Raw genomic sequence first — 22,734 nt, 5'->3', positions numbered from 1 at the left:
GCTTACCCATATCAAGTTTGTTGACAGCCCATCGCGGGTGGCGTACGCTTGAGCCATCGCGACTCAAGTCTCGCGAGAAGACTTACCAGTCAACGAATGGGAGCAGAACATGGCACGTGCTGTGGGTATCGACCTCGGAACGACCAACTCGGTCGTGTCCGTCCTCGAAGGCGGCGAGCCGAAGGTCATCGCGAACGCCGAGGGCATGCGCACGACCCCCTCGGTCGTCGCGTTCGCGAAGGACGGCGAGGTGCTCGTCGGTGAGACCGCGAAGCGCCAGGCCGTCACCAACGTCGACCACACGATCGCGTCCGTCAAGCGCCACATGGGCACCGACTGGACGTTCACGGTCGAGGACAAGAAGTACACGCCGCAGGAGATCTCGGCGCGCATCCTCATGAAGCTCAAGCGCGACGCCGAGCAGTACCTCGGCGACACCGTGACCGACGCCGTCGTCACCGTGCCCGCGTACTTCAACGACGCCGAGCGCCAGGCCACGAAGGAGGCCGGCGAGATCGCGGGCCTCAACGTGCTCCGCATCGTCAACGAGCCGACGGCGGCCGCCCTCGCGTACGGCCTCGACAAGGGCCAGGAGGACGAGCTCATCCTCGTCTTCGACCTCGGCGGCGGCACCTTCGACGTCTCGCTGCTCGAGGTGGGCAAGGACGACGACTTCTCGACCATCCAGGTCCGCGCGACGGCCGGCGACAACCGTCTCGGCGGTGACGACTGGGATCAGCGGATCGTCGACCACCTCATCACGCAGTTCAAGAACACGACGGGCGTCGACGTCGCGAACGACAAGATCGCGCTGCAGCGCCTCAAGGAGGCCGCGGAGCAGGCGAAGAAGGAGCTCTCGAGCTCCGCGTCGACCACGATCAACCTGCCGTACCTCTCGCTCACGGATCAGGGCCCCGCCTCGCTCAGCGAGACGCTCACGCGCGCCAAGTTCGAGGAGCTCACGAGCGACCTGCTCGAGCGCACCAAGAAGCCCTTCGAGGACGTCATCCGCGAGGCCGGCGTCAAGCTGAGCGACATCGCGCACGTCGTGCTCGTCGGCGGATCCACGCGCATGCCGGCCGTGGCCGAGCTCGTCAAGAAGGAGACGGGTAAGGACGCGAACAAGGGCGTCAACCCGGACGAGGTCGTCGCCGTCGGCGCCGCGCTCCAGGCAGGCGTGCTGAAGGGCGAGCGCAAGGACGTCCTCCTCATCGACGTCACGCCGCTGTCCCTCGGCATCGAGACCAAGGGCGGCATCATGACGAAGCTCATCGAGCGCAACACCGCCATCCCGACCAAGCGCAGCGAGACCTTCACGACGGCCGAGGACAACCAGCCGTCGGTGGCGATCCAGGTGTTCCAGGGCGAGCGTGAGTTCACTCGCGACAACAAGCCGCTCGGCACCTTCGAGCTGACCGGCATCGCGCCGGCCCCGCGCGGGCTGCCGCAGGTCGAGGTCACCTTCGACATCGACGCGAACGGCATCGTGCACGTGTCGGCGACCGACAAGGGCACCGGCAAGGAGCAGTCGATGACCATCACGGGCGGCTCGTCGCTCGAGAAGGACGACATCGACCGCATGGTGCGCGAGGCCGAGGAGCACGCGGAAGAGGACAAGAAGCGCCGCGAGGCCGCCGACACCCGCAACCAGGCCGAGACCCTCGCATACTCGGTGGCCAAGCTCGTCGAGGAGAACGACGAGAAGCTGCCCGCCGACGTCAAGGAGGCCGTGACCGCCGACGTCGACGCGCTCAAGGCGGCGCTCGCCGGCGATGACGACGACGCGGTCAAGTCCGCGCTCGACAAGCTGAACGAGAGCCAGACCAAGCTGGGCGAGGCGATCTACGCGCAGGCGCAGCAGGAGCAGGCCGAGGCGCCGCAGGCGGATGCCGCCGGCGAGGCCTCATCGGATGACGAGGACGTCGTGGACGCCGAGGTCGTCGACGACGAGGACGAGAAGAAGTAATGACCGACAAGGACCCGATCGAGCCCGCAGACGGCGACGACCAGGTCCAGCCGGACGCCGAGGCGGGGGTCGATGAGGCCCCCGCCGCGGGCGCACCCGCTGGAGATGGCGGCGCCGAGGGCGACGACCTCACGATCGACGAGATCCTCGACGCCGATCAGACCGACGAGGCGGCCGAGCAGGAGAAGAGCGACTACGAGACGCAGCTCCTGCACGACCTGAAGCGGATCCAGGCCGAGTACGCCAACTACCGCCGCCGCACCGAGGAACAGCGCCAGGTCGAGATCGACCGCGCGAAGGGCGAGGTCGCGAAGGGCATGCTGACCGTGCTCGACGATCTCGACCGGGCCGCGAAGCATGGTGACCTCGAAGAGGGATCCGCCTTCGCCCTCGTGGCCGAGAAGATGCGCGGCCTCGCCGAGCGCACGGGCCTCGTCGCCTACGGCGAGGCGGGGGAGGTCTTCGACCCTCAGCAGCACGAGGCCGTCTTCCAGCAGCCCACACCCGGGGCCGCCGAGTCGACGATCCTCGAGGTCGCCGAGGTCGGCTACCGTCTGGGCGACATCGAGCTGCGCCCGGCCAAGGTGGTCGTGGCCGTTCCGGCCGAGTAACGGCACGCGTCCGGTCGGTGGGCGGAGGGAAGACCTCCGCCCGCCGGCCGCCGAACGAGCAAGAAGGTGCACATGGCCAGCCAGGACTGGTTCGACAAGGACTTCTACACGATCCTCGGCGTCTCGAAGGACGTCGGCGACGCCGAGCTGAAGAAGGTCTACCGCAAGCTCGCGCGCCGCTATCACCCCGACTCGAACCCGGGCGACGCGGCGGCGGAGGCGAAGTTCAAGGACATCAGCGAGGCGTACTCGGTGCTGTCGGATGCCGAACAGCGCAAGGAATACGACGAGCTCCGCGCGATGGGGTCCGGCGCGCGCTTCACCGCGGGCGGCGCCGGCGCCGGCGGCTTCGAGGACGTCTTCAGCCGCTTCTCGCGCGGCGGCGGCGGATCCCCCGATTTCGACGACATCTTCTCCATGTTCAATGGGGCGACGGGGTCGGGCAGGGGCCGCGGCGGCTTCGGCGGTTTCGGCGGCGCGCCGGGCCCGCAGAAGGGCAGCGATGTGCGCGCCCGCACGACGATCGACTTCCTCACGGCCGCGAAGGGCGAGACGATCTCGCTGCGGGGCGAGGACGGCAAGCCGTTCAAGGTGAAGATCCCCGCGGGCATCGGCGACGGCCAGAAGATCCGGCTGCGGGGCCGCGGGCGCCCCTCGCCGAACGGCGGTGAGAGCGGCGACATCGTCGTCGAGGTGACGGTGCGCCCCCATCGGGTGTTCTCGCGCGATGGGCGCAATCTCCGACTGACGGTCCCCGTGACCTTCACCGAGGCCGTCCTCGGCACGACGATCGAGGTGCCGACCCTCGAGGGCACGCCCGTGAAGCTGCGCGTCGCCCCCGGCACGCCCTCTGGGCGGGTGCTGCGGGTCAAGGGCCGCGGCATCTCGACGTCCAAGGGCGCGGGCGATCTGCTCGCCGAGGTGCAGGTGGCGGTTCCCGACCACCTGAGCGACGAGCAGCGCGAGGCGCTCGAGCGGTACCGCGCCGTCGAACCGTCCGAGAATCCGCGGGCCGACCTGTTCCACTGACGGCCCGCCGGGGTCATGGTGGAATGAGACTGACGGAGGTGTGAGATGCAGCTGCCCGAGGGCGTGAGCGAATCCGACCCGATCTTCCCGATCGCGGCCGCGAGCGAGCTCGCGGGCATGCATCCGCAGACGCTCCGCCAGTACGACCGCATCGGGCTCGTCGTGCCCGGCCGCACGCGAGGCGGATCGCGTCGATACTCGGCGCGCAACATCGTGCAGCTGCGCGAGGTGGCGCGTCTGTCGGGCGAGGGCGTGCCGCTCGCCGTGATCCAGCGCATGCTCGACCTCGAGAACGAGGTGCAGGAGCTGCGCGGCGAGGTGCGCGCCCTCGCCGCGCAGCTCCGCGAGGAGCGCGAGACGCGGCCCGGCGCGCGCGTCTTCGCGACGAACGCGGCCGGCGGCGTCGTCACCCTCACGGGCACGACGCGCGTGCGCCGCCAGACCGACATCGTCGTCTGGCACCCGCCCCACGGCTGAGCCCCGCTGCTTCGCCGGCGGGTGCGCGGTGCCCTCGAGCCACGTCGCTCGACGGTCATCGCATCGGGGTGGCGGCGCTCCGGGACGACGCGCGTGAATCGTCGCAGCGCGAGAGAGCGGGCATCATAGGACGATGAACGCGCGATCGCATCGTCTGCCGGTCGTGCTGGTGCACGGCTGGCCTGTCACCGAGGCGCACTGGCGGCATCTGATGCCGCTGCTCGACGGAGCGGGCTTCACCCCGGTTCCGATCACACTCCCGGGTCTCGGCACGAGGCCGGAGCGCGATCAGAGCTTTCGCAAGGCTGACCTCGCGCGATGGCTGAGGGGCGAGATCGCTCGACGGGGGATCTCGCAGTTCGCGCTGATCGGTCATGATTGGGGCGCCACGGTCGCCGTGCATCTCGCCGCCGAGATGGGGCCCGCGGTGATCGCGCTCGTCATCGAAGAGGAGATCCTCCCGGGGATCGACGTCGAGGTCCCCGTGCCGGGTTGCGAGCACTACCCGACCTGGCACGGAGCATTCAATCGTGCGGTCGGTCTCGGCGAGCACCTCCTCCCCGGCCGGGAAGCCATCTACTTCGGCGCGTTCCTCGAACAGAGCGCAGGACCGGACATGCTCGACCCCGCCGTCACGCGTTCCTACGTCGACGCGTACTCCGCACGAGGCGTTCTGAACGCGTCGCTCTCCTACTACCGCACTCGCGACGCTGACCTCGGCGACACACAGGCTCTCACCGCAGAACCGATCGGAGCGCCGGTTCTTGCGATCGGCGGGCGCTTCGCGTTCGGCACCGCCGTCGCCGACGGCATGCGCCCGATCGCCCGGGACGTGACCGGTCTCGTGCTCGAAGACTCCGGTCACTACCCCCTGGAACAGGAGCCGGAGGCAGCCGGTCGCGCTGTGGTCCGGTTCCTGCTCCGGCACGCTCCGGCATCCGTCGGGCAGGAGTGACCGCCCCCGCTACTCCGCCGGGAGGGCGACCTTCGGCTTGGCCCAGGAGCGGCCCTTCGTGTCCTTGAGGATGTCGTACTCGACGTCGACGTGGGGCTCGATCGCGCTGTACTTGTCGTTGGGCGCGCCGATGACGAGCTGGAAGCCGAGGCCGCGCCATGCCCCGATGGCGCGCTTCGTGAAGTGCGCGTCGGCCTTGATGAGGGCCTCGTCCATGAACACCGGCGCGTAGCGCGGGCGCTCGGATCCGGCGTCGCCCAGCTGGTAGCGCAGGGCCGCGCCGACGATGAACGCGATGAGCTCCTGCGACTCGCCGCCCGACTTCTCGCCGATGTGATCGTAGAGCGCGAGGTGCTGCCGGGAGGTCGCGTCGATGCGCTCGGCGCTGACCCGCACGTGACGGCGCACATCGATCAGCTCGGCGAACTCGGGCGCCGTCTGGCGCATGCGGGCGATGAGCTTCGTCATGCGCCCATACACCGCCTCGCGGTCGGCATCGCTCGACGCCTGCTCGATCATCTGCCGCACCTCCCGCAGATCGCGGCGGAAGCGGCGGCGCGACTCAGACGTGTTCTCGCGCGTGATGATCTGCAGGCGGCTGCCGTCGTCGTAGAACGGCAGATCACCCATGATCCGGTTGATCGGCTCGATGCGGTCGCGGATCTCGCGGATCGAACGGCTGAGCGTCGAGTCGAGGTTCGTGAGGTCGTCGCCCGACATGCGGATGAGGCTCGCCCGCCACTCGGCCTCGAGCTCGTGCAGGCCGCTCGTCTCAAGCGCGACGAGGATCCGCTCGAAGTCGGCGACCGACGCATCGGGGTCGGCGAGCAGATTGGGGTTGGGCCAGCGCGCGAGGAAGCCCGCCATCACGCGGCGCATGCTCTCGCGATGCTCGTGGTGTGCTTCGAGCGCGGCGCGGCGATCCTCGTGGAGCTGACGCGTCGCGGTCTGCAGCGCCGCGTCGAAGGCGCTGAGCGCGGCCGTCGGGTCCGCGGCCGCTCCGCCGCCGTGGGCGAAGCGGTCGTCGAGGAAGGCGGCCTGGGCATCCGTGAGCTCGCGCCCGGCGGCCTCGGCGTGGTCGATGACCTCCTGGCTCTCGTCGACCGCGTCGGTGACCTCGGCCCAGCGCTCGTTCACCTGATCGCGCTCGAGGCTCGCGCGGGCGATGCCCTCGCGGAGCTTCGCGGCCTTCTCGCGCGCCGCGGTGAGCTGCCTCGTGAACCTCTGGATCTCGGGGCTGCCCTCGGCGAGCTCGCGTTCGGCTGACGCCCACCGGTCGCGCTCGGCGGTCGCCGCGGCGACGTCGATCTGCTCCCAGACGGCCTGGACGACCTTCTCGTGGGCGGCGCGACGGATGTCGACGGCATCGAGCGCCGCCTCGGCCTCAGCCACCGCCCGCTCCGCGCGCGCATACCGCGCCTGCGCGGCCGCGAGGTCGGTGTCGAGCTCGCGCAGGGCGCGGTCGTTCGAGAAGCCGAGCACATTGCGGCGGCCGTGGCCGCCGTGGGATCCGCCGCTGCCCTGCGAGGCCTGCCCGCGGATGGTCAGCGCGAGGCGGTGGTCCGACAGCTCGGACGCGCTGTCGACGCACACATACCCGTAGCGCTCGACGAGGCGCTGCTGCAGCCAACCGGCGAAGGGGCTCTCCGCGAAGTCGAGCCGACCAGGCAGGGTACGGGCGTCGGGGCGCGCGGCCAGGGCCATGCCCGTGGGCACGCCGTCGTAGCTGATGCGCTGCGACGTGCGCACGCTGTCGATCGCGGCGCGGAACGCCGCCACATGGGCGGTGTCGATGAGGATCCGCGTGGCGAAGCCGCCGAGGGCGAGGTTGAACGCCTCGCGCCACGGCTCGAACTCCGTGCGCACCTCGACGAGCTCGCCGACGAAAGGGAGGTCGGCGGGCGAGAGCCCCGCGGCCTCCGCGAGCTGCTGACGCACATCGGCGAGGACGGCCGGGATCGCGCCCGACGCGGATTCGGCGGCCCGCTTCTCGCGCTCGAGCTCTGAGATCCGCTGGCGGGCGGCGGTGCGCTCGGCCGCGACCTCGGCGAACGCCCGGCGGGCGCCGTCGCGGGAATCGGCGTCGGCGATGGCGGCTCGCGCCTCGACGACCAGGGCCTGGAACCCCGTCCTGTTCGTCACCTCGACGCCCAGCTCGCGGACGTCGTCGTCGAACCTCTCGCGGGCGCGCGTGACCTCGGAGAGGCGACGCTCCGCGGCCTGCCGCTCGCGCTGGGCGGTCTCGAGGCGGTCTCCTCCGGACTGGCGCAGCATCTCGCGGACCGCGTCGCGCTCCGCCTCGGCGGCATCGGCGAGAGCCTCGCGCTCGCGGACGTCGGCGCTGAGCGAGCGGTGCCGCCCGCCGAGCTCGTCTTCGACGGCGCGCAGCAGGCCGAGGCGGCGGCGGGCGCGCCAGAGCGTCGCGAGCGAGTCGTGGTCCGAGAAGTCGCCGACCTCGTCGACGAGCGCCGAGCGTTCGGCGGCGCCTGAGATCTTGGTCTGCAGCTCGCGGATGGGCTCGAGCGCCTCGACCTGCTGCCGGGCCTCGACCATGCGGGTGCGCACCTTCTCGAGCTCGTCGAAGTGCGCGACGACGGCATCGGCGGCCGCGAGCGTCTCCGGCTCCTCGAGGACCATGTGCTTGTACAGGTCGTCGACGGTCGTGATCTGCTGACCGGCCTGGATGCGGGCGAGCAGGCTCATGGCCTTCGCCCCGGATCCGGCGGCGCCGATGCCGAGAACCGAGTGCAGGCGCGCCGAGAACTCGCGGTCGGTCGCGACCGGCTCGAGGCCCGCGGCCCGGAGCGCGGTGTCGCCGAAGCGACGGGCCGCGGCCTCCTCGAGGCTCGACAGATCGAACGCCGCATCGGTCGTCGCGCGCACCCGCACAGTGTCCTCCAGCACGCGTGCCGTGGCCGGAACATACCAGGCGCGCACGGCCGTGAAGCGGGATCCGTCGTGATCGAGCCACGTCATCGACACGGCCGTCCAGGTGTCCTCGCCGTCGCCGCGCAGCACGCGCACCTTCGTGCCCTCGTCGGTGCGGGTCTCGTCGATCTTGCCGCGCGCATACGAGAGGATGTTGCGCTGGTCCTCGCCGCGCGGGCGCCCCGTGACGCCGCCGTTGGAGGCCCCGTTGAAGGGCGTCGTGTGGGGCATCATGAGCGCGATGTACGCGTCCATGAGCGTCGACTTCCCGGTTCCGGATCCGCCGACGAGCAGCGTCGCACCAGGTGAGAACCGCACGGCGTGGGGGCCGTCGTAGCCGCCCCAGTTGACCAGCTGCAGGTCCTCCGCGACCCACTGCTGGCCGCGCGATGCGGCGGGGATGAGCCCGAAGAGCGTGTCGAGCATCGTCACAGTTCGTCGTCCTCCTCGGCGGGCTCATCGCCCGTGACGGTCTGGGCGCGGAGCCATCCGCGGAGCTCGTGGAGCTTCTCGGCGCTCATCACGACTTCGATGAGGGGGCTGATGCGGTAGCGGCCCTCGGTCTCCTCGTCGATGATGCCGTCGCGGTCGAGGCGTGCGACGGCGGCGCGCACGGCCTTCTGCCGCTTCGCGGTCTCGCGTTCGGCATCGGCGAAGTAGCTGAGCACGGTCTGCTCGACATCTTCGATGTCGACGCGCGCCTGCGTCTCGCCCGCGACCCGCTCGCGCTGGAACACGGCCCGCAGGTGCACGAGGACGAGCGTCTCGGTGCGGGTGTAGGCGCTGTCGCGCAGCAGGATCGGCACGTCGAGCTCGTCGCTGCGCACCTGCTGCTTGTAGGCGAATCCGCGCTCGTGATCGATGACGAGCCGCACGAACAGGTCGCCGAGGCGCGATTCGATGAGGCCCTGGTTGTCGAGGAGCGTCGTCCACTCGGCGCGGCTGCGCTCGGCCGAGAGGAAGCGGCGCTGCAGCAGGTGCACGAGCACGCGCCGCACATCGCCGTCGAGCACGCCGCGGTCGCCCGCGAACAGCTCATCGGGGTCGTCCTCCATCGCGACGGGCGCGATGAACGCGGTCTCGGTGTCAGTCATCGTCCTCCTCGGGCGTGCGTGCGGTGACGGATCCGAACGCGAACCTTCTCGTGGTGCCGTCGGGGCGCAGGGCCTCGACGATCGAGACCTCGCCGCGCTCGTCGATCTCGCCGCGATGGGCGATCTCGAGCAGGCCGACGAGGTCGACGGGCCGGCGGGTGCCGTCGGGGGCGCCGGTGAAGGCGCCCGCGAGATCGTACTCGGAGCCGAGCGTCGCGACGTGCGCCTCGAGCTCCGAGTACCGAGGGCCGCCCCAGGCGCGGGTGTCGGAGTCGAGGAACTCGACGTCGCCTGCCGCGGTGAGGGGTGCGGGGGCGCCGGGCGGGCGGATGTCGCCGAGGCTCTGGCGCAGGTGGCCGACGCCCGCGACCGGCATGCCGCGCAGCGGGTCGACGACGGCGTCGGCCGAGGTGCTCGCCCACGAGTGCAGCCCCGCCATGACGTCCCGCAGGAGGTCGTCGACCTGGCGATCGCGCGCGGGATCGTGCGTGCGCACCTGCTGGGTGATGACGTGCGAGGCGCGGCGCTGCGCCGTCAGCACCTCCTGCACGCCGAGCTCGACGCGGCGGCTGATGGCATCGAGCTCGGCGCGCTGCGCCGGATCCATCAGCCGTGCGAACGGCTGCGCGAGCGCGTTCCTGAGGTCGCTCGTGAGCGCGTCGATGCGCTCGGGATCGCCGATGAGGCGCAGGGCGCCGGCGAAGGCGCGGCCCTCCGGCGTGGACTGGATGACGTGCTGGCCGCGCTGGAGGTACTCGCGCAGCACCTCGCCCGTGGGGCGCACATCGCGGCGCAGATCGGCGACGACGTCGCGCTGCATCGCCTTGATCGACTCGGCGACGCGGGTGAAGTCGGCGGGCAGCTCGCGCGCGAGATGCAGGATGTTCTCGGCCTCTTCCAGCAGCTCGTCGTCGTCGACGGGATCGGCGTGGCCGCCCTCGACGCGATCGATCTCGGCATCGAGCAGGTCGCGCTCGCCGCGCAGCCGCTCGAGGCGCCGCTGGGGGTCGTTCTCGGCGTCGCCGGCGAGGCGTTCGACGGCCTCCAGCAGGGTGCGGACGCGGGAGTTCGAGACGCGGGTGCGGCCGCCCGTGCGGCCCGTGATCTCGAGGGCGCCGACGGCGTGCGCCGAGAGGCGGTAGACCTCGACGCCGTCGTCGATCTGAGGGACGAGCCAGCCGACGCGCACCCAGTAGCGGCAGATCTCGCGCGCCTGACCGGCCGGAAGGCCGCGCTCATCGTCGCCGTAGCCCGCGGCGCGCAGCTCGTCGAGGATCTCGTCGACCTCGACGTGCGCGTCGCTCACGGCGACGGCCGGGCGGTCGGCCGAGAAGAGGGACGACAGCGCCGCGACGACGAACGGCGCGTACCGCCCGTGGAGCAGGTCGAGCGTGGGCGTCTTGAACGCGGCGAGCGCGCGCGCATATGCCGCCTCGGATCGCGTGGAAGTCATGCAGGCGAGGTTACCGACAGCCCCTGACGGAGAGGCGGGAAGAGCCCCGCTCGCCGTCGGGGATTCGGCGTCCGGGGCCGCACGGGGCATGATGAGCGCATGAGCCCGCACACCTGGAGCACTCTCGGCGAGCGCACGGCGGTCTGGCCGGGGCGCACCTGGCCGCTCGGCGCCGACTGGAGCGCCGAGTCGACCAACTTCGCCGTCTACGCGCCCGACGCGACCGGCATGTGGCTGTGCCTGTTCGACGACGACGGAGCCGAGACGCGGCTGCCCCTCACGGAGCACCACCTCGGCATCTGGCACGGCGCGATGCCGGGCGTCGAGCCGGGGCAGATGTACGGATTCCGAGCCGACGGGCCGTGGGATCCTGCGAACGGATACCGCTTCAACCCGCACAAGCTCCTGCTGGATCCGTATGCCTACGCAACCGCCGGCGACATCACCCCCACGCAGGCGCTCTACGCGCACGACTGGGACGACCACACCGCGCGCAACGACGATGACTCGGCCCCCGTGATGGCGCGCAGCGTCGTCGTGGATCCGGCGTACGACTGGCACGGCGACCGGCAGCCCAAGACCCCGTGGCGCGACACCGTCATCTACGAGCTGCATGTCAAGGGCTTCACGAAGCTGCACGACCAGGTGCCGGAGGAGCTGCGCGGCACCTACTCGGGCCTCGCGCACCCGCACGTGATCCACTACCTGAAGGATCTCGGCGTGACCGCAGTCGAGCTGCTGCCCACGCAGCAGTTCTTCAGCGAGCCCGCCCTCACCGAGCGCGGCCTCACGAACTACTGGGGCTACAACACGGCGGGCTTCTTCTCGCCCCACAGCGCGTACTCGTCGCGCGGCGATCGCGGCGGCCAGGTCGCCGAGTTCAAGGACATGGTGCGCGCGTACCACGAGGCGGGGCTCGAGGTGATCCTCGACGTCGTCTACAACCACACGTCGGAGGCGGGGTCGGCCGGGCCCGTCGTCTCGTTCCGCGGCCTCGACGACCGCGGCTGGTACAAGCGCGTCATCCCGCACGGCGACGCGAGCTTCGACGACTCGTACTGGGACGTGACGGGGTGCGGCAACACGGTCGACACCTCCGAGCCGATGACGCTGCGGCTCATCATGGACTCGCTGCGGTACTGGGTCACCGAGATGCACGTCGACGGCTTCCGCTTCGACCTCACGAGCGCCCTGACCCGTACGGGCTACGACGTCGACATGGCGTGCGCGTTCCTCACGGCCGTCGATCAGGATCCGATCCTGCGGCACGTGAAGCTCATCGCCGAGCCGTGGGACGTGTCGATGGACGGCTACCTCGTCGGGCAGATGCCCGCCCCGTGGGTGGAGTGGAACGACCAGTACCGCGGCACGATCCGCGACTTCTGGCGCGGCGCCGGCGACATCGCGACCGTCGCGACGCGACTCGCGGGATCCTCCGACCTGTACCGCGACGACGGCCGCTGGGCCTTCGCGGGGATCAACTTCGTCACGGCGCACGACGGCTTCACGGTGCGCGACCTCGTGAGCTACGAGCGCAAGCACAACGAGGCCAACGGCGAGGACAACCGCGACGGATCCGACGACAACCGGTCGGCGAACCACGGCGTCGAGGGCGAGACGGACGACGCCGAGATCGTCGCCGTCCGGCGGCGGCAGGCGGCGAACATCATGGCGACGCTCGCGCTGTCGAAGGGCGTGCCCATGATCACGGCGGGCGACGAGCGCGGGCGCACCCAGGGCGGCAGCAACAACCCCTACTGCCAGGACAACGAGATCAGCTGGATCGACTGGTCAGCGGGCGACGCGTGGCTCGACGTGTACGAGCAGACCCGCCGCGCCCTGCAGCTGCGGCGCGATCATCCCGCCCTGCGCCAGCGGCACTGGTTCGAGGGGGCGCCTGCGGTCGAGGGCGGCCAGGCGGATCTGCTGTGGCTGCACCCCGATGGTCGTCTCATGCGCGACGAGGACTGGGGCGACGGATCCCTCCGCACCCTCGGCATGGTCGTGTCCGGCAAGCCGCTGCGCGATCCGGGCCCGCATGGCGAGCAGATCGTCGACCGGGCGTTCCTCATCTGGTTCAACCCCGCGGATCGCGACGTGACGGTCGCGAGCCCCGTGAACCGCTTCCATTCGGCCGGCGAGGTCGTGCTGTCGACGGATCCGGCGTACGCCGTGGGCCAGCGCCTCGCGGTCGGCGAGGAGGATGTCGTCGCGGCCCGCAGCGTCGTGGTCGTGCGCTCGGTCGACTGATCGTCATCCGCGGGACGCGACCGAGTCTCCCGCCACGTACTCGCACGGCAGCAGGCGCTGCGGGAGGGGTGCGTCGGGCGTCTCGATGCGGTCGATGAGGGCGTCGACGCCCCACTCGCCGAGCTCGGGGCCCGGCGTGCGCATGAACGTGAGGCGCGGATCCGTCATGCCCGCCATGAAGGCGGTGGACCCCATCGAGATCACGCTGAGGTCGTCGGGGACGCGCACGCCCTCGTGGGCGAGCGCGATGAGCAGCCCGGGTACGGCGGGCTCGTTCATCGCGATGAGCGCCGTCGTCGTCGGGTGCTCCTGCCGGAAGCGGCTTCCGAGTTCGCGCCCTGCGCCCGGATCCTCGGCGCAGCTCAGCATCGTGACGGGGGATCCGCTCGCGGTCGCCGCGGCCTCGTATGTCTCGCGGGCGCGCGCGACGGCTCCGTGGGAGAAGGCCCTGCCGTCGCCCGTGAGGAAGGCGATGTCCTCGTGGCCGAGATCGCGCAGGCGCGCGTGCGCCTCGCGCACCGAGGCGGGGAAGTCGACGTCGACGTAGGCGAGGTCGTCGGGCTCGCTCGTGCGGCCGATGAGCGCGAACGGCACGCGGCGGTCGTGCAGCGCCGCGACACGCGGATCATCGAGCCGCACCTCCATGAGCAGGGCCCCATCGATGAGGCCGGTGCCGGCGAGCACGGAGACCTGCGCTGTGTCGTCGCCGATGGGCCACATGACGAGGTCGTATCCGCGCTCGCGGGCGCGGCGCGAGGCGCTCGTGAAGAACGTCACCGCGGTGGGGGACAGGCGGCGTTCGACGGCCGGGTACAGCATCGCGAGGATCCGCGTGCGCCCGCGGGCGAGGGCGGCGCCGACCGGGTTGCGTGAGAATCCCAGATCGCGCATAGCGTCCTCGACGCGTTTCCGCGTCGCGTCTGTGACCTTCTTCGTGCCGTTGACGACGAACGAGACCGTCGCGATCGAGACCTCGGCCCGTGCGGCCACCTCTCGCATCGTCGCCATGATGTCCCTTCGTCTGATTCGTCGATCGAAACATGTTGACACGCCGGGCGTACTGTGCCAGTCTCGTGCATCAGAGTTTAAGCGTTTAACCGCACTGGTGGCGCGACCCGCCCCGCGAGTCGCACCGATCGAGCATGAACACAAAGGAGTCACTCATGCGCAGAAGCCGGACCCTGATCGCCGTGGCGGCGCTCGCCGCCGTCCCCCTCGCCCTCGCCTCCTGCGGCCAGGGCGGCGGATCCGGTGAGGGGGCCGACGACGGCACCCTCACGGTCCTCGACTACTACAACAACGAGCCCGACAAGACGCTCATGCAGGAGGCGCTCGACACGTGCGCCGCAGAGGTCGGGGTCGAACTCGAGCGCGAGACCGTGCCGGGCGCCGACCTCATCCAGACGGTGCTGCAGCGCTCGTCGTCGCGCACCCTGCCCGACGTGCTCATGCTCGACAACCCCGATGTGCAGGAGATCGCCGCGACGGGCGGCCTCGCCCCGCTGAGCGATTTCGGCGTCGACACGGCGGGCTTCGCGCAGGGCATCCTCGACGCGGCCACCTACGACGGCGAGGTCTACGGCCTCGGCCCGGCCGTCAACACGCTCGGGCTGTTCTACGACGTCGAGGCGCTCGACGAAGCGGGCATCGAGCCGCCGCAGACCTGGGACGAGCTGAAGGACGCCGCCGCCGAGCTGACCCAGGGCGACCGCTACGGCGTCGCCTTCTCGGCCATCGCGAACTACGAGGGCAGCTGGCAGTTCCTGCCCTTCATGTGGACCAACGAGGGCGACGAGACCGACCTCACGAGCCCCGAGGTCGCCGAGGCGCTGCAGCTCTGGGTCGACCTCGTCGACAGCGGATCCGCCTCGCCGAGCGTCGTCAACTGGAAGCAGGGCGACGTGAAGGACCAGTTCGTCGCCGGCAAGGCCGCCATGATGATCAACGGTCCCTGGCAGATCCCCGCCCTCGCCGAGACCGACGTCGAGTGGGCATCGGTGCAGGTGCCCGTGAACGAGGAGGGGCAGACCCCCGTCGCGCCGCTCGGAGGCGAGGTGTGGACCGTCCCCGAGACCGGCGATGAGTCATCGCAGGGCCTCGCCGCCGAGTTCGTCGAGTGCATGTCGAGCCCCGACATCCAGATGTCGGTCGCCGAGAGCCGCTACCTCGTGCCCACCCGCACCGACCTCATCGACGAGTACGTCGAGAAGGTGCCCGACATGGCGGCCTTCGCGGAGCAGGTGAGGAACGCGCGCTCGCGCACGGGCCAGCTCGGCGAGGAATGGCCCGACGCAGCCACCGTCATCTACGACGCGATCCAGCTCGCCATCACGGGCCAGGCGTCCGCCGCCGACGCGTTCGAGCAGGCGTCCCAGGGCTGATCGGAATCCGTGACCCCGGCTTCCGGCCGGGGCCACGGCGGAAGGAGTCGACATGACCTCGGCTGCGATCGCGCCGCCCACCAGGCGGCGCCGGCGGTGGCGCGACGACCTCGCAGGGGCGCTCTTCGTCATCCCCGCTGGCGTCTACATCCTGTTCTTCTTCGGGTACCCCATCGTCAAGAACCTGACGATGAGCTTCCAGGAGTACACGACGAAGACCTTCTTCACCGGCGAGGCACCATGGGTCGGGCTGCAGAACTACGTCACGGCGATCTCGAGCAACCTGTTCTGGCCCGCGATGGCGAACACGATGCTGTTCACGCTCGGATCCCTCGCGGGACAGTTCGTGATCGGCCTCGCGCTCGCCCTGTTCTTCCAGAAGCGGTTCCCGCTCGGCACCATCATGCGGGCGCTGCTGCTCCTGCCGTGGCTGCTGCCGCTCATCGTCGCCAGCGCGACGTGGCGGTCGATCCTCGACCAGGACAGCGGCATCCTCAACCAGTTCCTCACCGCGATCGGACTCGACGCCGTGCCGTGGCTCACGAGCCCCGATGTCGCCCTCGCCGCGGTGATCCTCGTGAACATCTGGGTGGGGATCCCGTTCAACGTGACGCTGCTCTACGGCGGGCTGCAGGACATCCCCGGCGAGCTCTACGAGGCGGCATCCCTCGACGGAGCCACGGGCTGGAAGTCGTTCTGGCACATCACCCTGCCGAATCTGCGGCCCGTCATCGGCGTCACCCTCGTGCTCGGCGTCGTGTACACGCTCAAGGTGCTCGACGTGATCCTCGGCCTCACAGGCGGCGGCCCGGCGAACGCCACGCAGACGATCGCGATCCGCTCCTATCAGACCTCCTTCATCGAGTTCGAGTTCGGCGTCGGAGCCGCCTTCAGCAACATCCTGATCCTGGTCTCGCTCGTGTTCGCGCTCATCTACCTGCGCAGCACCCGCAAGCCCGTCGACGAGTGAGGAGACGACGATGACGACGACAGCACTCATCACGGTCGACGCCAGGGCGGCGCGACGCGCGAACCGACTCGGGGGGCGCCAGGCGGTCCACACGGCGCTCGGGCTCGTGTTCCTCGCGCTGATGCTCTTCCCCGTCTACTGGATGGTCAACGCCTCCCTGCAGCCGTCGGGCAACACGCTCTCGGCCGCTCTCATCCCCCTCGAGCCGAGCTTCGCCGGATACGAGCGGGCGATCGCCGACCAGGGCGCCAACCTCGTCACGAGCATGATCGTGTCGCTCGGCGCCGTGGTCGTGAGCCTCGCGATCTCGGCGCCCGCGGCGTACGCGCTCGCGCAGTTCCGCTATCGCTGGATCAGCATCGCGCTGCTCGTGATCCTCATCGCGCAGATGATCCCCGGCATCGTGATCGCGAACGCGCTCTACGCCGCATACAACGACATCGGGCTGCTCAACACGCTGGGCGGGCTCATCCTCGCCGACGCGTCGCACTCCATCCCGTTCGCGATCCTCGTGCTGCGCGCCTTCATGATGAACGTGCACCCCTCGATCCTCGAGGCGGCGCGCGTCGACGGCGCCGGGCAGATCCGGGCCTTCTGGTCGATCGCCCTGCCCGTGTCGAAGAACGCGCTCATCACGGCGGGCCTGTTCGCGTTCCTCTTCGCGTGGAGCGACTTCCTGTTCGCCCTGACCCTCACCACGACCCCCGATATCCGTCCTGTCACCCTCGGCATCTACCAGTACCTCGGCACGCAGGTGTCGAACTGGAGCGCCGTCATGGCGACCGCCGTGCTCTCGTCGCTGCCCGCGATCCTCCTGCTGCTCCTCGCGCAGAAGTACATCTCGGCCGGGGCGATGGGCGGCGCCGTCAAGTGACGGAACCGACGACACGATCTGAGCAACGAAAGGCCATCATGACCACCGCAGTGAACCCCGACCAGCCCATCCGCGTCGTCGTGTGGGGTGAGAACCGACACGAACAGGAGCAGCAGGAGGTCCGCGACATCTATCCGGACGGGATGCACACCACGATCCGCGAGGGCATCGAGGAGCACCTCGGCGACAGGGCCGCCGCGACGACCGTGACGCTCGACGACCCCGAGCACGGCCTCACCGAGGACGTGCTGCAGAACACCGACGTGCTCGTGTGGTGGGGGCATGCCGCGCACGGCGAGGTCGCCGACGAGGTCGTCGAGCGCGTGCAGCGCCACGTGCTCGCCGGCATGGGCCTGCTCGTGCTGCACTCCGGCCACTGGTCCAAGATCTTCGGGAAGCTCATGGGCACGACCTGCACGCTGCGCTGGCGCTCGAAGGACGACCGCGAGATCGTCTGGACCGTCGACCCGACGCACCCGATCGCGCAGGGCATCCCGCACCCGTTCATCATCCCCGCGCAGGAGATGTACGGCGAGTTCTTCGACGTGCCCGCCCCCGACGAGCTCGTGTTCCTCTCGACGTTCTCGGGCGGCGAGGTGTTCCGCAGCGGCATGACCTACCGGCGCGGATTCGGACGCATCTTCTACTTCAGCCCCGGTGACCAGGACTACCCCGTGTACCACCAGGACGAGGTGCGGAAGGTGATCGCGAACGGCGTCGCCTGGGCGCGCACGCTGCGACCCGAGCGCACGACGCCGACGCTGCTGCGCTACGAGCCCGAGGACTTCTACAACGGCCACGGCTACGAGGGGGCGATGGCCAATTGAGCGGGTTCCGCACCCTCCCGGATGATCGGCCGCTGCGCCTCGTGCAGGTCGGAGCAGGCGGCATGGGGCGCACCTGGCTGCGCACGATCGCCGCCGAGACCGGCGCCGAGCTCGTGGGGCTCGTCGATCTGAACCTCGACACCGCGCACGAGGCTCTCGCGGAGGTGGGATCGGAGGGCGTCGCCGTCGGCACGAGCGTCGCGGAGATCGCGCGCGAGACCGGGGCCGACGCCGTGATCGACGTCACGGTGCCGGTCGCGCACCAGGCCGTCAACCGCGAGGCGCTCGCCGCCGGGCTGCCCGTGCTGTGCGAGAAGCCCGCCGCACCGACGATCGCCGACGCGCTTCGGCAGGCGGCCACCGCCGCGGTGCACGGCGAGCTGCTCATGATCAGCCAGTCGCGCCGGTACTTCGCGGCCCTCGACGCGCTCCGCGACGAGGTGGCGACGCTGGGCCGGCTCGGATCCGTCGTCGTCGAGTTCTACAAGGCTCCGCGTTTCGGCGGATTCCGCGAGGAGATGGAGCACGTCCTCCTCGTCGACATGGCGATCCACCAATTCGATGCCGCGCGCGCCGTCATCGGATCCGACCCCGTCGCGGTGTACTGCGAGGAGCACAACCCCGCGTGGAGCTGGTACGACGGTGCCGCGAGCGCCCACGCCGTGTTCGAGTTCGCGGGCGGGGAGCGCCTCGTGTACACGGGCAGCTGGTGCGCACCGGGCGAGGAGACGGCGTGGAACGGGCGGTGGCGCGTGAGCGGCGAGCGCGGGACGGCGCTCTGGGACGGCGACGCGACGGTGACCGCGCATCGGCCCGAGGCGGCGTCGGAGACATGGACGATCGCGCCGGGCGCGCGGCAGGAGATCGCGGGATCCCTCACGGAGTTCCTCGCCTGCCTGCGCAGCGGCGAGACGCCGTCGACGGCCGCCCTCCCGAACGTGCACAGCCTCGCGATGGTCGAGGCCGCCGTGCGCTCGTCCGAGACGGGTGCGCGCGTGCGGATCCCCGACGTGCTGGCGTCCGCGCTCGCCGCCGCGATCGCGGTGGAGGAGGATCCGTCGGTGCGCGCCGAGCTCGAGCGGTGGGGGTGACCTGACCCCATCGGGGCGCTACTCCGCGAAGGCGACGAGGCCCGTCTCGGCCGGGCTCGCGAGGTGCGGGTTCGCCGGCACGATGCGCACCGTGCAGCCGAACGGCCCCGAGCGCTCGAGCGCGTGGGATCCGGCGAAGCTGAAGCGGCCGCCCTCGAACGCCTCCGCGAGCGCGAGCGTCTCGATCCGGACGTCGGCGAGGTCGTCGTCGGCGCTCGGCCGGCCATAGGCCAGCTGCACCGCGACATCGTCCGGCGCGATGTCGCCGAGCGCGACGAACGCGCGCACGGAGAACGTGGCGCCGACCTCCGCGATGTCGCCGACGCCGTCGAGCTCGACGTGCTCGACCCGGACGGATCCCCAGCCGTCGGCGACGCGGCGCCGCCACCCGGCGAACTCCTCGGCTCCGCCGTCGGCCGCGTTCAGCGCGCGGACGCTCTCGGACGCGGGCACATAGAGGGTCGTGACGTAGTCGCGCACCATGCGCGTCGCGAGGACCTTCGGCCCGAGCGACTCGATCGTGTGCCGCATCATCTCGAGCCAGCGCGACGGCAGGCCGTCGTCATCGCGGTCGTAGAAGCGCGGCACGACCTCGCGCTCGAGGATCTCGTACAGCGCGGCCGCCTCGAGGTCGTCGCGCTGAGACGGATCCGGCAGGCCGTCCGCCGACGGGATCGCCCAGCCGTTCTCCCCGTCGAACCACTCGTCCCACCAGCCGTCGAGGATCGACAGGTTGAGGCCGCCGTTGAGCGCGGCCTTCATGCCCGATGTGCCGCACGCCTCGTAGGGGCGCAGCGGGTTGTTCAGCCACACATCGCAGCCCGGGTACAGCGGCTGCGCCATGCCGATGTCGTAGTTCGGCAGGAACACGATCCGGTGCCGCACCTCGGGGTCGTCGGCGAAGCGCACCATGTCCTGGATCAGCTTCTTGCCGCCGTCATCGTTCGGGTGCGACTTGCCCGCGATGATGAGCTGGATCGGGCGCTCCGGATCCGTGAGCAGCGCCTTCAGCCGCGCCGGGTCGCGCAGCATGAGCGTGAGGCGCTTGTACGACGGCACCCGGCGTGCGAAGCCGATCGTCAGCACATCGGGGTCGAGCGCGTCGTCGATCCACCCGAGCTCCGCGTCGGCGGCGCCGCGCTTCTGCCACGAGCGGCGCACGCGGGCCCGGGCGTCGGCCACGAGGCGCTCGCGCAGGATCCGCTTCGTCGACCACACCTGCGCCCGGTCGGCGCCGTCGAGCGCTCGCGCGAAGTCGGCGGGATCGCCATCCGCATCGGCGCCGAGCGCCGACACCAGATCGCGGAACTCGCGAGCGACCCACGTCGGCGCGTGCACGCCGTTCGTGATCGAGGTGATCGGCACCTCGGCCTCGTCGAACATCGGCCAGAGCCCGTGGAACATGTCGCGGCTCACGTGGCCGTGCAGCCGGCTCACGCCGTTCGCGCGCTGCCCGAGGCGGAAGCCGAGCACGGCCATGTTCACGACGCCGGGGTCGCCGCCGTCGTAGTCCTCGGATCCGAGCTGCAGCACGCGCTCGGTCGGCACGCCCGGCGTGACGCCGCCGTCCGACGCGAAGTACTGCGCGATGAGGTCCTTCGGGAAGCGGTCGATGCCCGCGGGGACCGGCGTGTGCGTCGTGAAGATCGTCGACGCGCGGTTCAGCGCGAGCGCGGCCTCGAAGTCGAGATCCGGATCCTCGCTCGTGAGCTCGCGGATCCGCTCGACGCCCTGGAAGCCCGCGTGGCCCTCGTTCGTGTGATAGACCTCCGGGACGGGTTCGCCCGTGATCCGGCCGTACGCGCGCAGGGCGCGCACGCCGCCGATCCCGAGGAGGATCTCCTGACGCAGGCGGTGCTCGCTGCCGCCGCCGTACAGCCGATCGGTGACGGCGACGTAGTGGTCCGGATTCTGCTCGACGTCGGTGTCGAGCATGAGCAGGGGCACCCGCCCGACCTCGGCGACCCAGATCCGCGCCGTCAGAGCCGGGCCACCCGGCATGTCGATCGAGATCGTCGCGTGGCTGCCGTCGGCCTCGCGGAGCGCCTTCACCGGCAGCTCGTCCGGATCGAGGACGGGATACGACTCGACCTGCCAGCCGTCGCGCGAGAGCGACTGCTTGAAGTAGCCGTGTGCGTAGAAGAGGCCGACGCCGACGATCGGCACGCCGAGATCGCTCGCCGCCTTGAGGTGATCGCCCGCGAGGATCCCCAGTCCGCCGGAGTACTGCGGCAGGGCGGCGGCGATGCCGAACTCGGGGGAGAAGTAGGCGATCGACGCGGGGCCGTCCGGCACGTTCCGCTGATACCAGCGGTCCTGTGTCAGGTACGCGTCGAGCCCGGCCGACGCCGATGCGAGCCGGCCGAGGAACGCGTCGTCACGCGCGAGCTCGTCCCACCGGCTGGCGGGCACGTCGCTGAGCACCCGGACGGGGTCGAGGCGGTCGGCCCACACCTCGGGCGAGACCTCCGCGAAGACGTCCTGCGTCTGCGGATCCCACGACCAGCGCAGGTTCGCGGCGAGGGTGCCGAGCGCGGCGAGGGGCTCGGGGAGGACGGGGCGGACGGTGAAACGTCGGATCGCGCGCATGTGCCCGACCATAGACGGACGCGGCCCCGACGCGCGAGCGTTTTCACGCGAGGTTCACGGAGGCGTCGCACCGCGTCCGCCGGAGGCTCCCCTGCACAACGACGCCAATTCTCGATGCGCAAGCGGCAGAACGCGGCGTGTCGGGCGTCCGAGCGAAGAATTGGCGTCGTTGTGTATGGGCGAGCTGCGCGTCAGTCGTGGGGCCAGGCCTCGACGGCGCGCTCGATGCGCCTGCGCGTCGCCGCCGGGACCTTCTCCACGAGCTCGAAGGACGGATCTCTTCGGCTCTTCGCGCGGGCCCGCCACGTGCCGACCGTGACGCCGTCGACGATCACGGCCGGGCGGAAGACGCCGTTGTTCCCCGGCACGAGGGCCGCCTGCATCGCGGCGCTCGCCGTGAGCGAGCGGTCGCCGTAGCCGAGGATCCACTCGTCGAATCCGGGGACGAGCGTGACGCCCGTGTCGCCAGGATCGGCGCCGAGGTCCGCGACCCACGCGGCCGCCCCGTCGATGGACACGGCGTCGAGGTCGGCGCTCGCCGCGGCCTTCCGCACCTGGGTCTTGGGCAGCTTCAGCCACCACGCGAGGTCGTCGTCCGTGACAGGGCCGCGCGCCGCGACGAGCCCGCGGATGATGCGCGGCAGGGGATCCTCGCCCCGCGACTCGCCCGGCGACGGCGTGAGCACCTGCTCGTCTCCGCGGAACGCGCCCCAGTGCCACCGGCCGGCGACCGCGTGGTGGAAGATCAGGTGGTAGCCGCGCCCTCCGGCCGCCTCGATGCCGGCGTCAGCCCAGAGCGCGAGCAGCTCGGATCGCGTCAGCCCACCCGCGAGGGTCTCCTGCGCGACCTCGTGCGCGCGGGAGAGCGTGTCGTCGTCGAGCCCGAGCTGCTCGCGGCGGCGGATGGTGGAGCGATGGATCCGATCGGCCGTGAGGGACAGCAGCGCCGTCAGGTGCGCGGGCGTCGTCGCGAACAGCGTGCCGCGCACAGGCCACGAGCGGACGAGCTCGCCGCGGTCGAAGGCGGCGCGCACGTCGGCGATCGTCGTGCCGGGCCGCGAGCGGATCGCGATCGCGCGCAGCACGGCGGGCAGGTCCTGCCCCTGCAGCGCGATCGCGCGATCGACGACCTGCGTCGGTGAGAGATCGGATCCTCCGAGCAGCTGCGACGACCAGCGCCATCGGCGTGCCTCATCCGGGGTGAGCGTCCGCATGCCGCCAGCGTACGGGGCGCGGGTG

17 protein-coding genes are annotated in these 22,734 nt (G+C 70.8%); 11 read left to right on the top strand and 6 right to left on the bottom strand.

What is annotated here, in order from left to right:
* The first annotated feature begins 109 nt into the window (after positions 1 to 109).
* The 5 genes from dnaK to GB932_RS08710 all read left to right on the top strand — a co-directional run bounded on the left by dnaK (position 110) and on the right by GB932_RS08710 (position 5,038).
* Positions 110 to 1,966 (top strand): molecular chaperone DnaK, encoded by a 1,857-nt coding sequence (gene dnaK, locus GB932_RS08730; RefSeq protein ID WP_156760315.1) that lies wholly within the window; start codon positions 110 to 112, stop codon positions 1,964 to 1,966.
* Positions 1,966 to 2,577 (top strand): nucleotide exchange factor GrpE, encoded by a 612-nt coding sequence (locus tag GB932_RS08725; protein WP_156760314.1) that lies wholly within the window; start codon positions 1,966 to 1,968, stop codon positions 2,575 to 2,577. The genes dnaK and GB932_RS08725 overlap by 1 nt, the downstream gene beginning before the upstream one ends.
* 72 nt (positions 2,578 to 2,649) lie before the next feature.
* A complete protein-coding gene (locus tag GB932_RS08720) occupies positions 2,650 to 3,606 on the top strand; it encodes a DnaJ C-terminal domain-containing protein (protein ID WP_156760313.1) in 957 nt (318 codons plus the stop codon).
* Positions 3,607 to 3,651: 45 nt separating this feature from the next.
* On the top strand, positions 3,652 to 4,083 hold the full coding sequence (locus tag GB932_RS08715; RefSeq protein ID WP_156760312.1) for a heat shock protein transcriptional repressor HspR: 432 nt from the start codon (positions 3,652 to 3,654) through the stop codon (positions 4,081 to 4,083).
* Positions 4,084 to 4,216: 133 nt separating this feature from the next.
* Positions 4,217 to 5,038 carry an alpha/beta fold hydrolase gene (locus GB932_RS08710; RefSeq protein WP_156760311.1) on the top strand — a complete coding sequence of 274 codons (822 nt, stop codon included), beginning with the start codon at positions 4,217 to 4,219 and terminating at the stop codon, positions 5,036 to 5,038.
* A 9-nt stretch (positions 5,039 to 5,047) separates the two neighbouring features.
* Here the strand turns inward: GB932_RS08710 and GB932_RS08705 are convergent, their stop codons facing one another.
* The 3 genes from GB932_RS08705 to GB932_RS08695 are packed head-to-tail and all read right to left on the bottom strand — an operon-like array spanning position 5,048 to position 10,513.
* Entirely contained in the window at positions 5,048 to 8,398 is a 3,351-nt protein-coding gene (locus tag GB932_RS08705) for an ATP-binding protein (protein WP_156760310.1), read from the bottom strand.
* Positions 8,395 to 9,060 carry a DUF4194 domain-containing protein gene (locus tag GB932_RS08700; RefSeq protein ID WP_156760309.1) on the bottom strand — a complete coding sequence of 222 codons (666 nt, stop codon included), beginning with the start codon at positions 9,058 to 9,060 and terminating at the stop codon, positions 8,395 to 8,397. The genes GB932_RS08705 and GB932_RS08700 overlap by 4 nt, the downstream gene beginning before the upstream one ends.
* Complete coding sequence (locus GB932_RS08695) at positions 9,053 to 10,513, bottom strand: DUF3375 domain-containing protein (protein ID WP_156760308.1); 1,461 nt, start codon at positions 10,511 to 10,513, stop codon at positions 9,053 to 9,055. The genes GB932_RS08700 and GB932_RS08695 overlap by 8 nt, the downstream gene beginning before the upstream one ends.
* A gap of 99 nt (positions 10,514 to 10,612) precedes the next feature.
* Here GB932_RS08695 and glgX point away from each other — a divergent pair, with 99 nt between their 5' ends.
* The gene (gene glgX / locus GB932_RS08690) at positions 10,613 to 12,763 is read left to right on the top strand and encodes a glycogen debranching protein GlgX (protein WP_156760307.1); all 2,151 of its coding nucleotides are present in this window, start codon (positions 10,613 to 10,615) and stop codon (positions 12,761 to 12,763) included.
* Positions 12,764 to 12,766: 3 nt separating this feature from the next.
* Here the strand turns inward: glgX and GB932_RS08685 are convergent, their stop codons facing one another.
* A complete protein-coding gene (locus GB932_RS08685; protein WP_156760306.1) occupies positions 12,767 to 13,771 on the bottom strand; it encodes a LacI family DNA-binding transcriptional regulator in 1,005 nt (334 codons plus the stop codon).
* Between the two features lie 155 nt (positions 13,772 to 13,926).
* Between GB932_RS08685 and GB932_RS08680 the strand changes: the two genes are divergently transcribed.
* The 5 genes from GB932_RS08680 to GB932_RS08660 are packed head-to-tail and all read left to right on the top strand — an operon-like array spanning position 13,927 to position 18,906.
* Positions 13,927 to 15,144 (top strand): sugar ABC transporter substrate-binding protein, encoded by a 1,218-nt coding sequence (locus GB932_RS08680; protein ID WP_231916087.1) that lies wholly within the window; start codon positions 13,927 to 13,929, stop codon positions 15,142 to 15,144.
* Between the two features lie 52 nt (positions 15,145 to 15,196).
* The gene (locus GB932_RS08675) at positions 15,197 to 16,114 is read left to right on the top strand and encodes a carbohydrate ABC transporter permease (RefSeq protein WP_156760304.1); all 918 of its coding nucleotides are present in this window, start codon (positions 15,197 to 15,199) and stop codon (positions 16,112 to 16,114) included.
* 10 nt (positions 16,115 to 16,124) lie between these two features.
* Positions 16,125 to 16,988 carry a carbohydrate ABC transporter permease gene (locus GB932_RS08670; protein WP_156760303.1) on the top strand — a complete coding sequence of 288 codons (864 nt, stop codon included), beginning with the start codon at positions 16,125 to 16,127 and terminating at the stop codon, positions 16,986 to 16,988.
* A 38-nt stretch (positions 16,989 to 17,026) separates the two neighbouring features.
* On the top strand, positions 17,027 to 17,815 hold the full coding sequence (locus tag GB932_RS08665) for a ThuA domain-containing protein (RefSeq protein ID WP_197517403.1): 789 nt from the start codon (positions 17,027 to 17,029) through the stop codon (positions 17,813 to 17,815).
* Complete coding sequence (locus GB932_RS08660) at positions 17,812 to 18,906, top strand: Gfo/Idh/MocA family protein (RefSeq protein ID WP_231916086.1); 1,095 nt, start codon at positions 17,812 to 17,814, stop codon at positions 18,904 to 18,906. Before GB932_RS08665 ends, GB932_RS08660 begins: the two co-directional genes overlap by 4 nt.
* Before the next feature lie 18 nt (positions 18,907 to 18,924).
* On the opposite strand, the gene glgP is transcribed toward GB932_RS08660, so the two are convergent.
* Together glgP and GB932_RS08650 are read right to left on the bottom strand one after the other, a co-directional pair.
* The gene (gene glgP / locus GB932_RS08655) at positions 18,925 to 21,495 is read right to left on the bottom strand and encodes an alpha-glucan family phosphorylase (RefSeq protein ID WP_156760302.1); all 2,571 of its coding nucleotides are present in this window, start codon (positions 21,493 to 21,495) and stop codon (positions 18,925 to 18,927) included.
* Between the two features lie 191 nt (positions 21,496 to 21,686).
* Positions 21,687 to 22,709: a DNA glycosylase AlkZ-like family protein gene (locus GB932_RS08650; protein WP_156760301.1), complete on the bottom strand. Its 1,023-nt coding sequence runs from the start codon at positions 22,707 to 22,709 to the stop codon at positions 21,687 to 21,689.
* Positions 22,710 to 22,734 lie beyond the last annotated feature (25 nt).

This window comes from Microbacterium karelineae (genome assembly GCF_009745985.1).
In the GTDB taxonomy this organism is placed as follows: Bacteria; Actinomycetota; Actinomycetes; order Actinomycetales; family Microbacteriaceae; genus Microbacterium; species Microbacterium karelineae.
The sequence above is the reverse complement of the archived record's forward strand: the minus strand, read 5'-3'. Positions and strand labels throughout refer to the sequence as shown.

What these genes read in the sequence shown, in the direction of transcription:
- GB932_RS08695 (WP_156760308.1), bottom strand. Translation starts at nt 10,513, where the DNA reads ATGACTTCCACGCGATCCGAGGCGGCATATGCGCGCGCGCTCGCCGCG.
- GB932_RS08675 (WP_156760304.1), top strand. Translation starts at nt 15,197, where the DNA reads ATGACCTCGGCTGCGATCGCGCCGCCCACCAGGCGGCGCCGGCGGTGG.
- glgP (WP_156760302.1), bottom strand. Translation starts at nt 21,495, where the DNA reads ATGCGCGCGATCCGACGTTTCACCGTCCGCCCCGTCCTCCCCGAGCCC.
- glgX (WP_156760307.1), top strand. Translation starts at nt 10,613, where the DNA reads ATGAGCCCGCACACCTGGAGCACTCTCGGCGAGCGCACGGCGGTCTGG.
- GB932_RS08680 (WP_231916087.1), top strand. Translation starts at nt 13,927, where the DNA reads ATGCGCAGAAGCCGGACCCTGATCGCCGTGGCGGCGCTCGCCGCCGTC.
- GB932_RS08720 (WP_156760313.1), top strand. Translation starts at nt 2,650, where the DNA reads ATGGCCAGCCAGGACTGGTTCGACAAGGACTTCTACACGATCCTCGGC.
- dnaK (WP_156760315.1), top strand. Translation starts at nt 110, where the DNA reads ATGGCACGTGCTGTGGGTATCGACCTCGGAACGACCAACTCGGTCGTG.
- GB932_RS08650 (WP_156760301.1), bottom strand. Translation starts at nt 22,709, where the DNA reads ATGCGGACGCTCACCCCGGATGAGGCACGCCGATGGCGCTGGTCGTCG.
- GB932_RS08725 (WP_156760314.1), top strand. Translation starts at nt 1,966, where the DNA reads ATGACCGACAAGGACCCGATCGAGCCCGCAGACGGCGACGACCAGGTC.
- GB932_RS08710 (WP_156760311.1), top strand. Translation starts at nt 4,217, where the DNA reads ATGAACGCGCGATCGCATCGTCTGCCGGTCGTGCTGGTGCACGGCTGG.
- GB932_RS08670 (WP_156760303.1), top strand. Translation starts at nt 16,125, where the DNA reads ATGACGACGACAGCACTCATCACGGTCGACGCCAGGGCGGCGCGACGC.
- GB932_RS08665 (WP_197517403.1), top strand. Translation starts at nt 17,027, where the DNA reads ATGACCACCGCAGTGAACCCCGACCAGCCCATCCGCGTCGTCGTGTGG.
- GB932_RS08715 (WP_156760312.1), top strand. Translation starts at nt 3,652, where the DNA reads ATGCAGCTGCCCGAGGGCGTGAGCGAATCCGACCCGATCTTCCCGATC.
- GB932_RS08685 (WP_156760306.1), bottom strand. Translation starts at nt 13,771, where the DNA reads ATGGCGACGATGCGAGAGGTGGCCGCACGGGCCGAGGTCTCGATCGCG.
- GB932_RS08700 (WP_156760309.1), bottom strand. Translation starts at nt 9,060, where the DNA reads ATGACTGACACCGAGACCGCGTTCATCGCGCCCGTCGCGATGGAGGAC.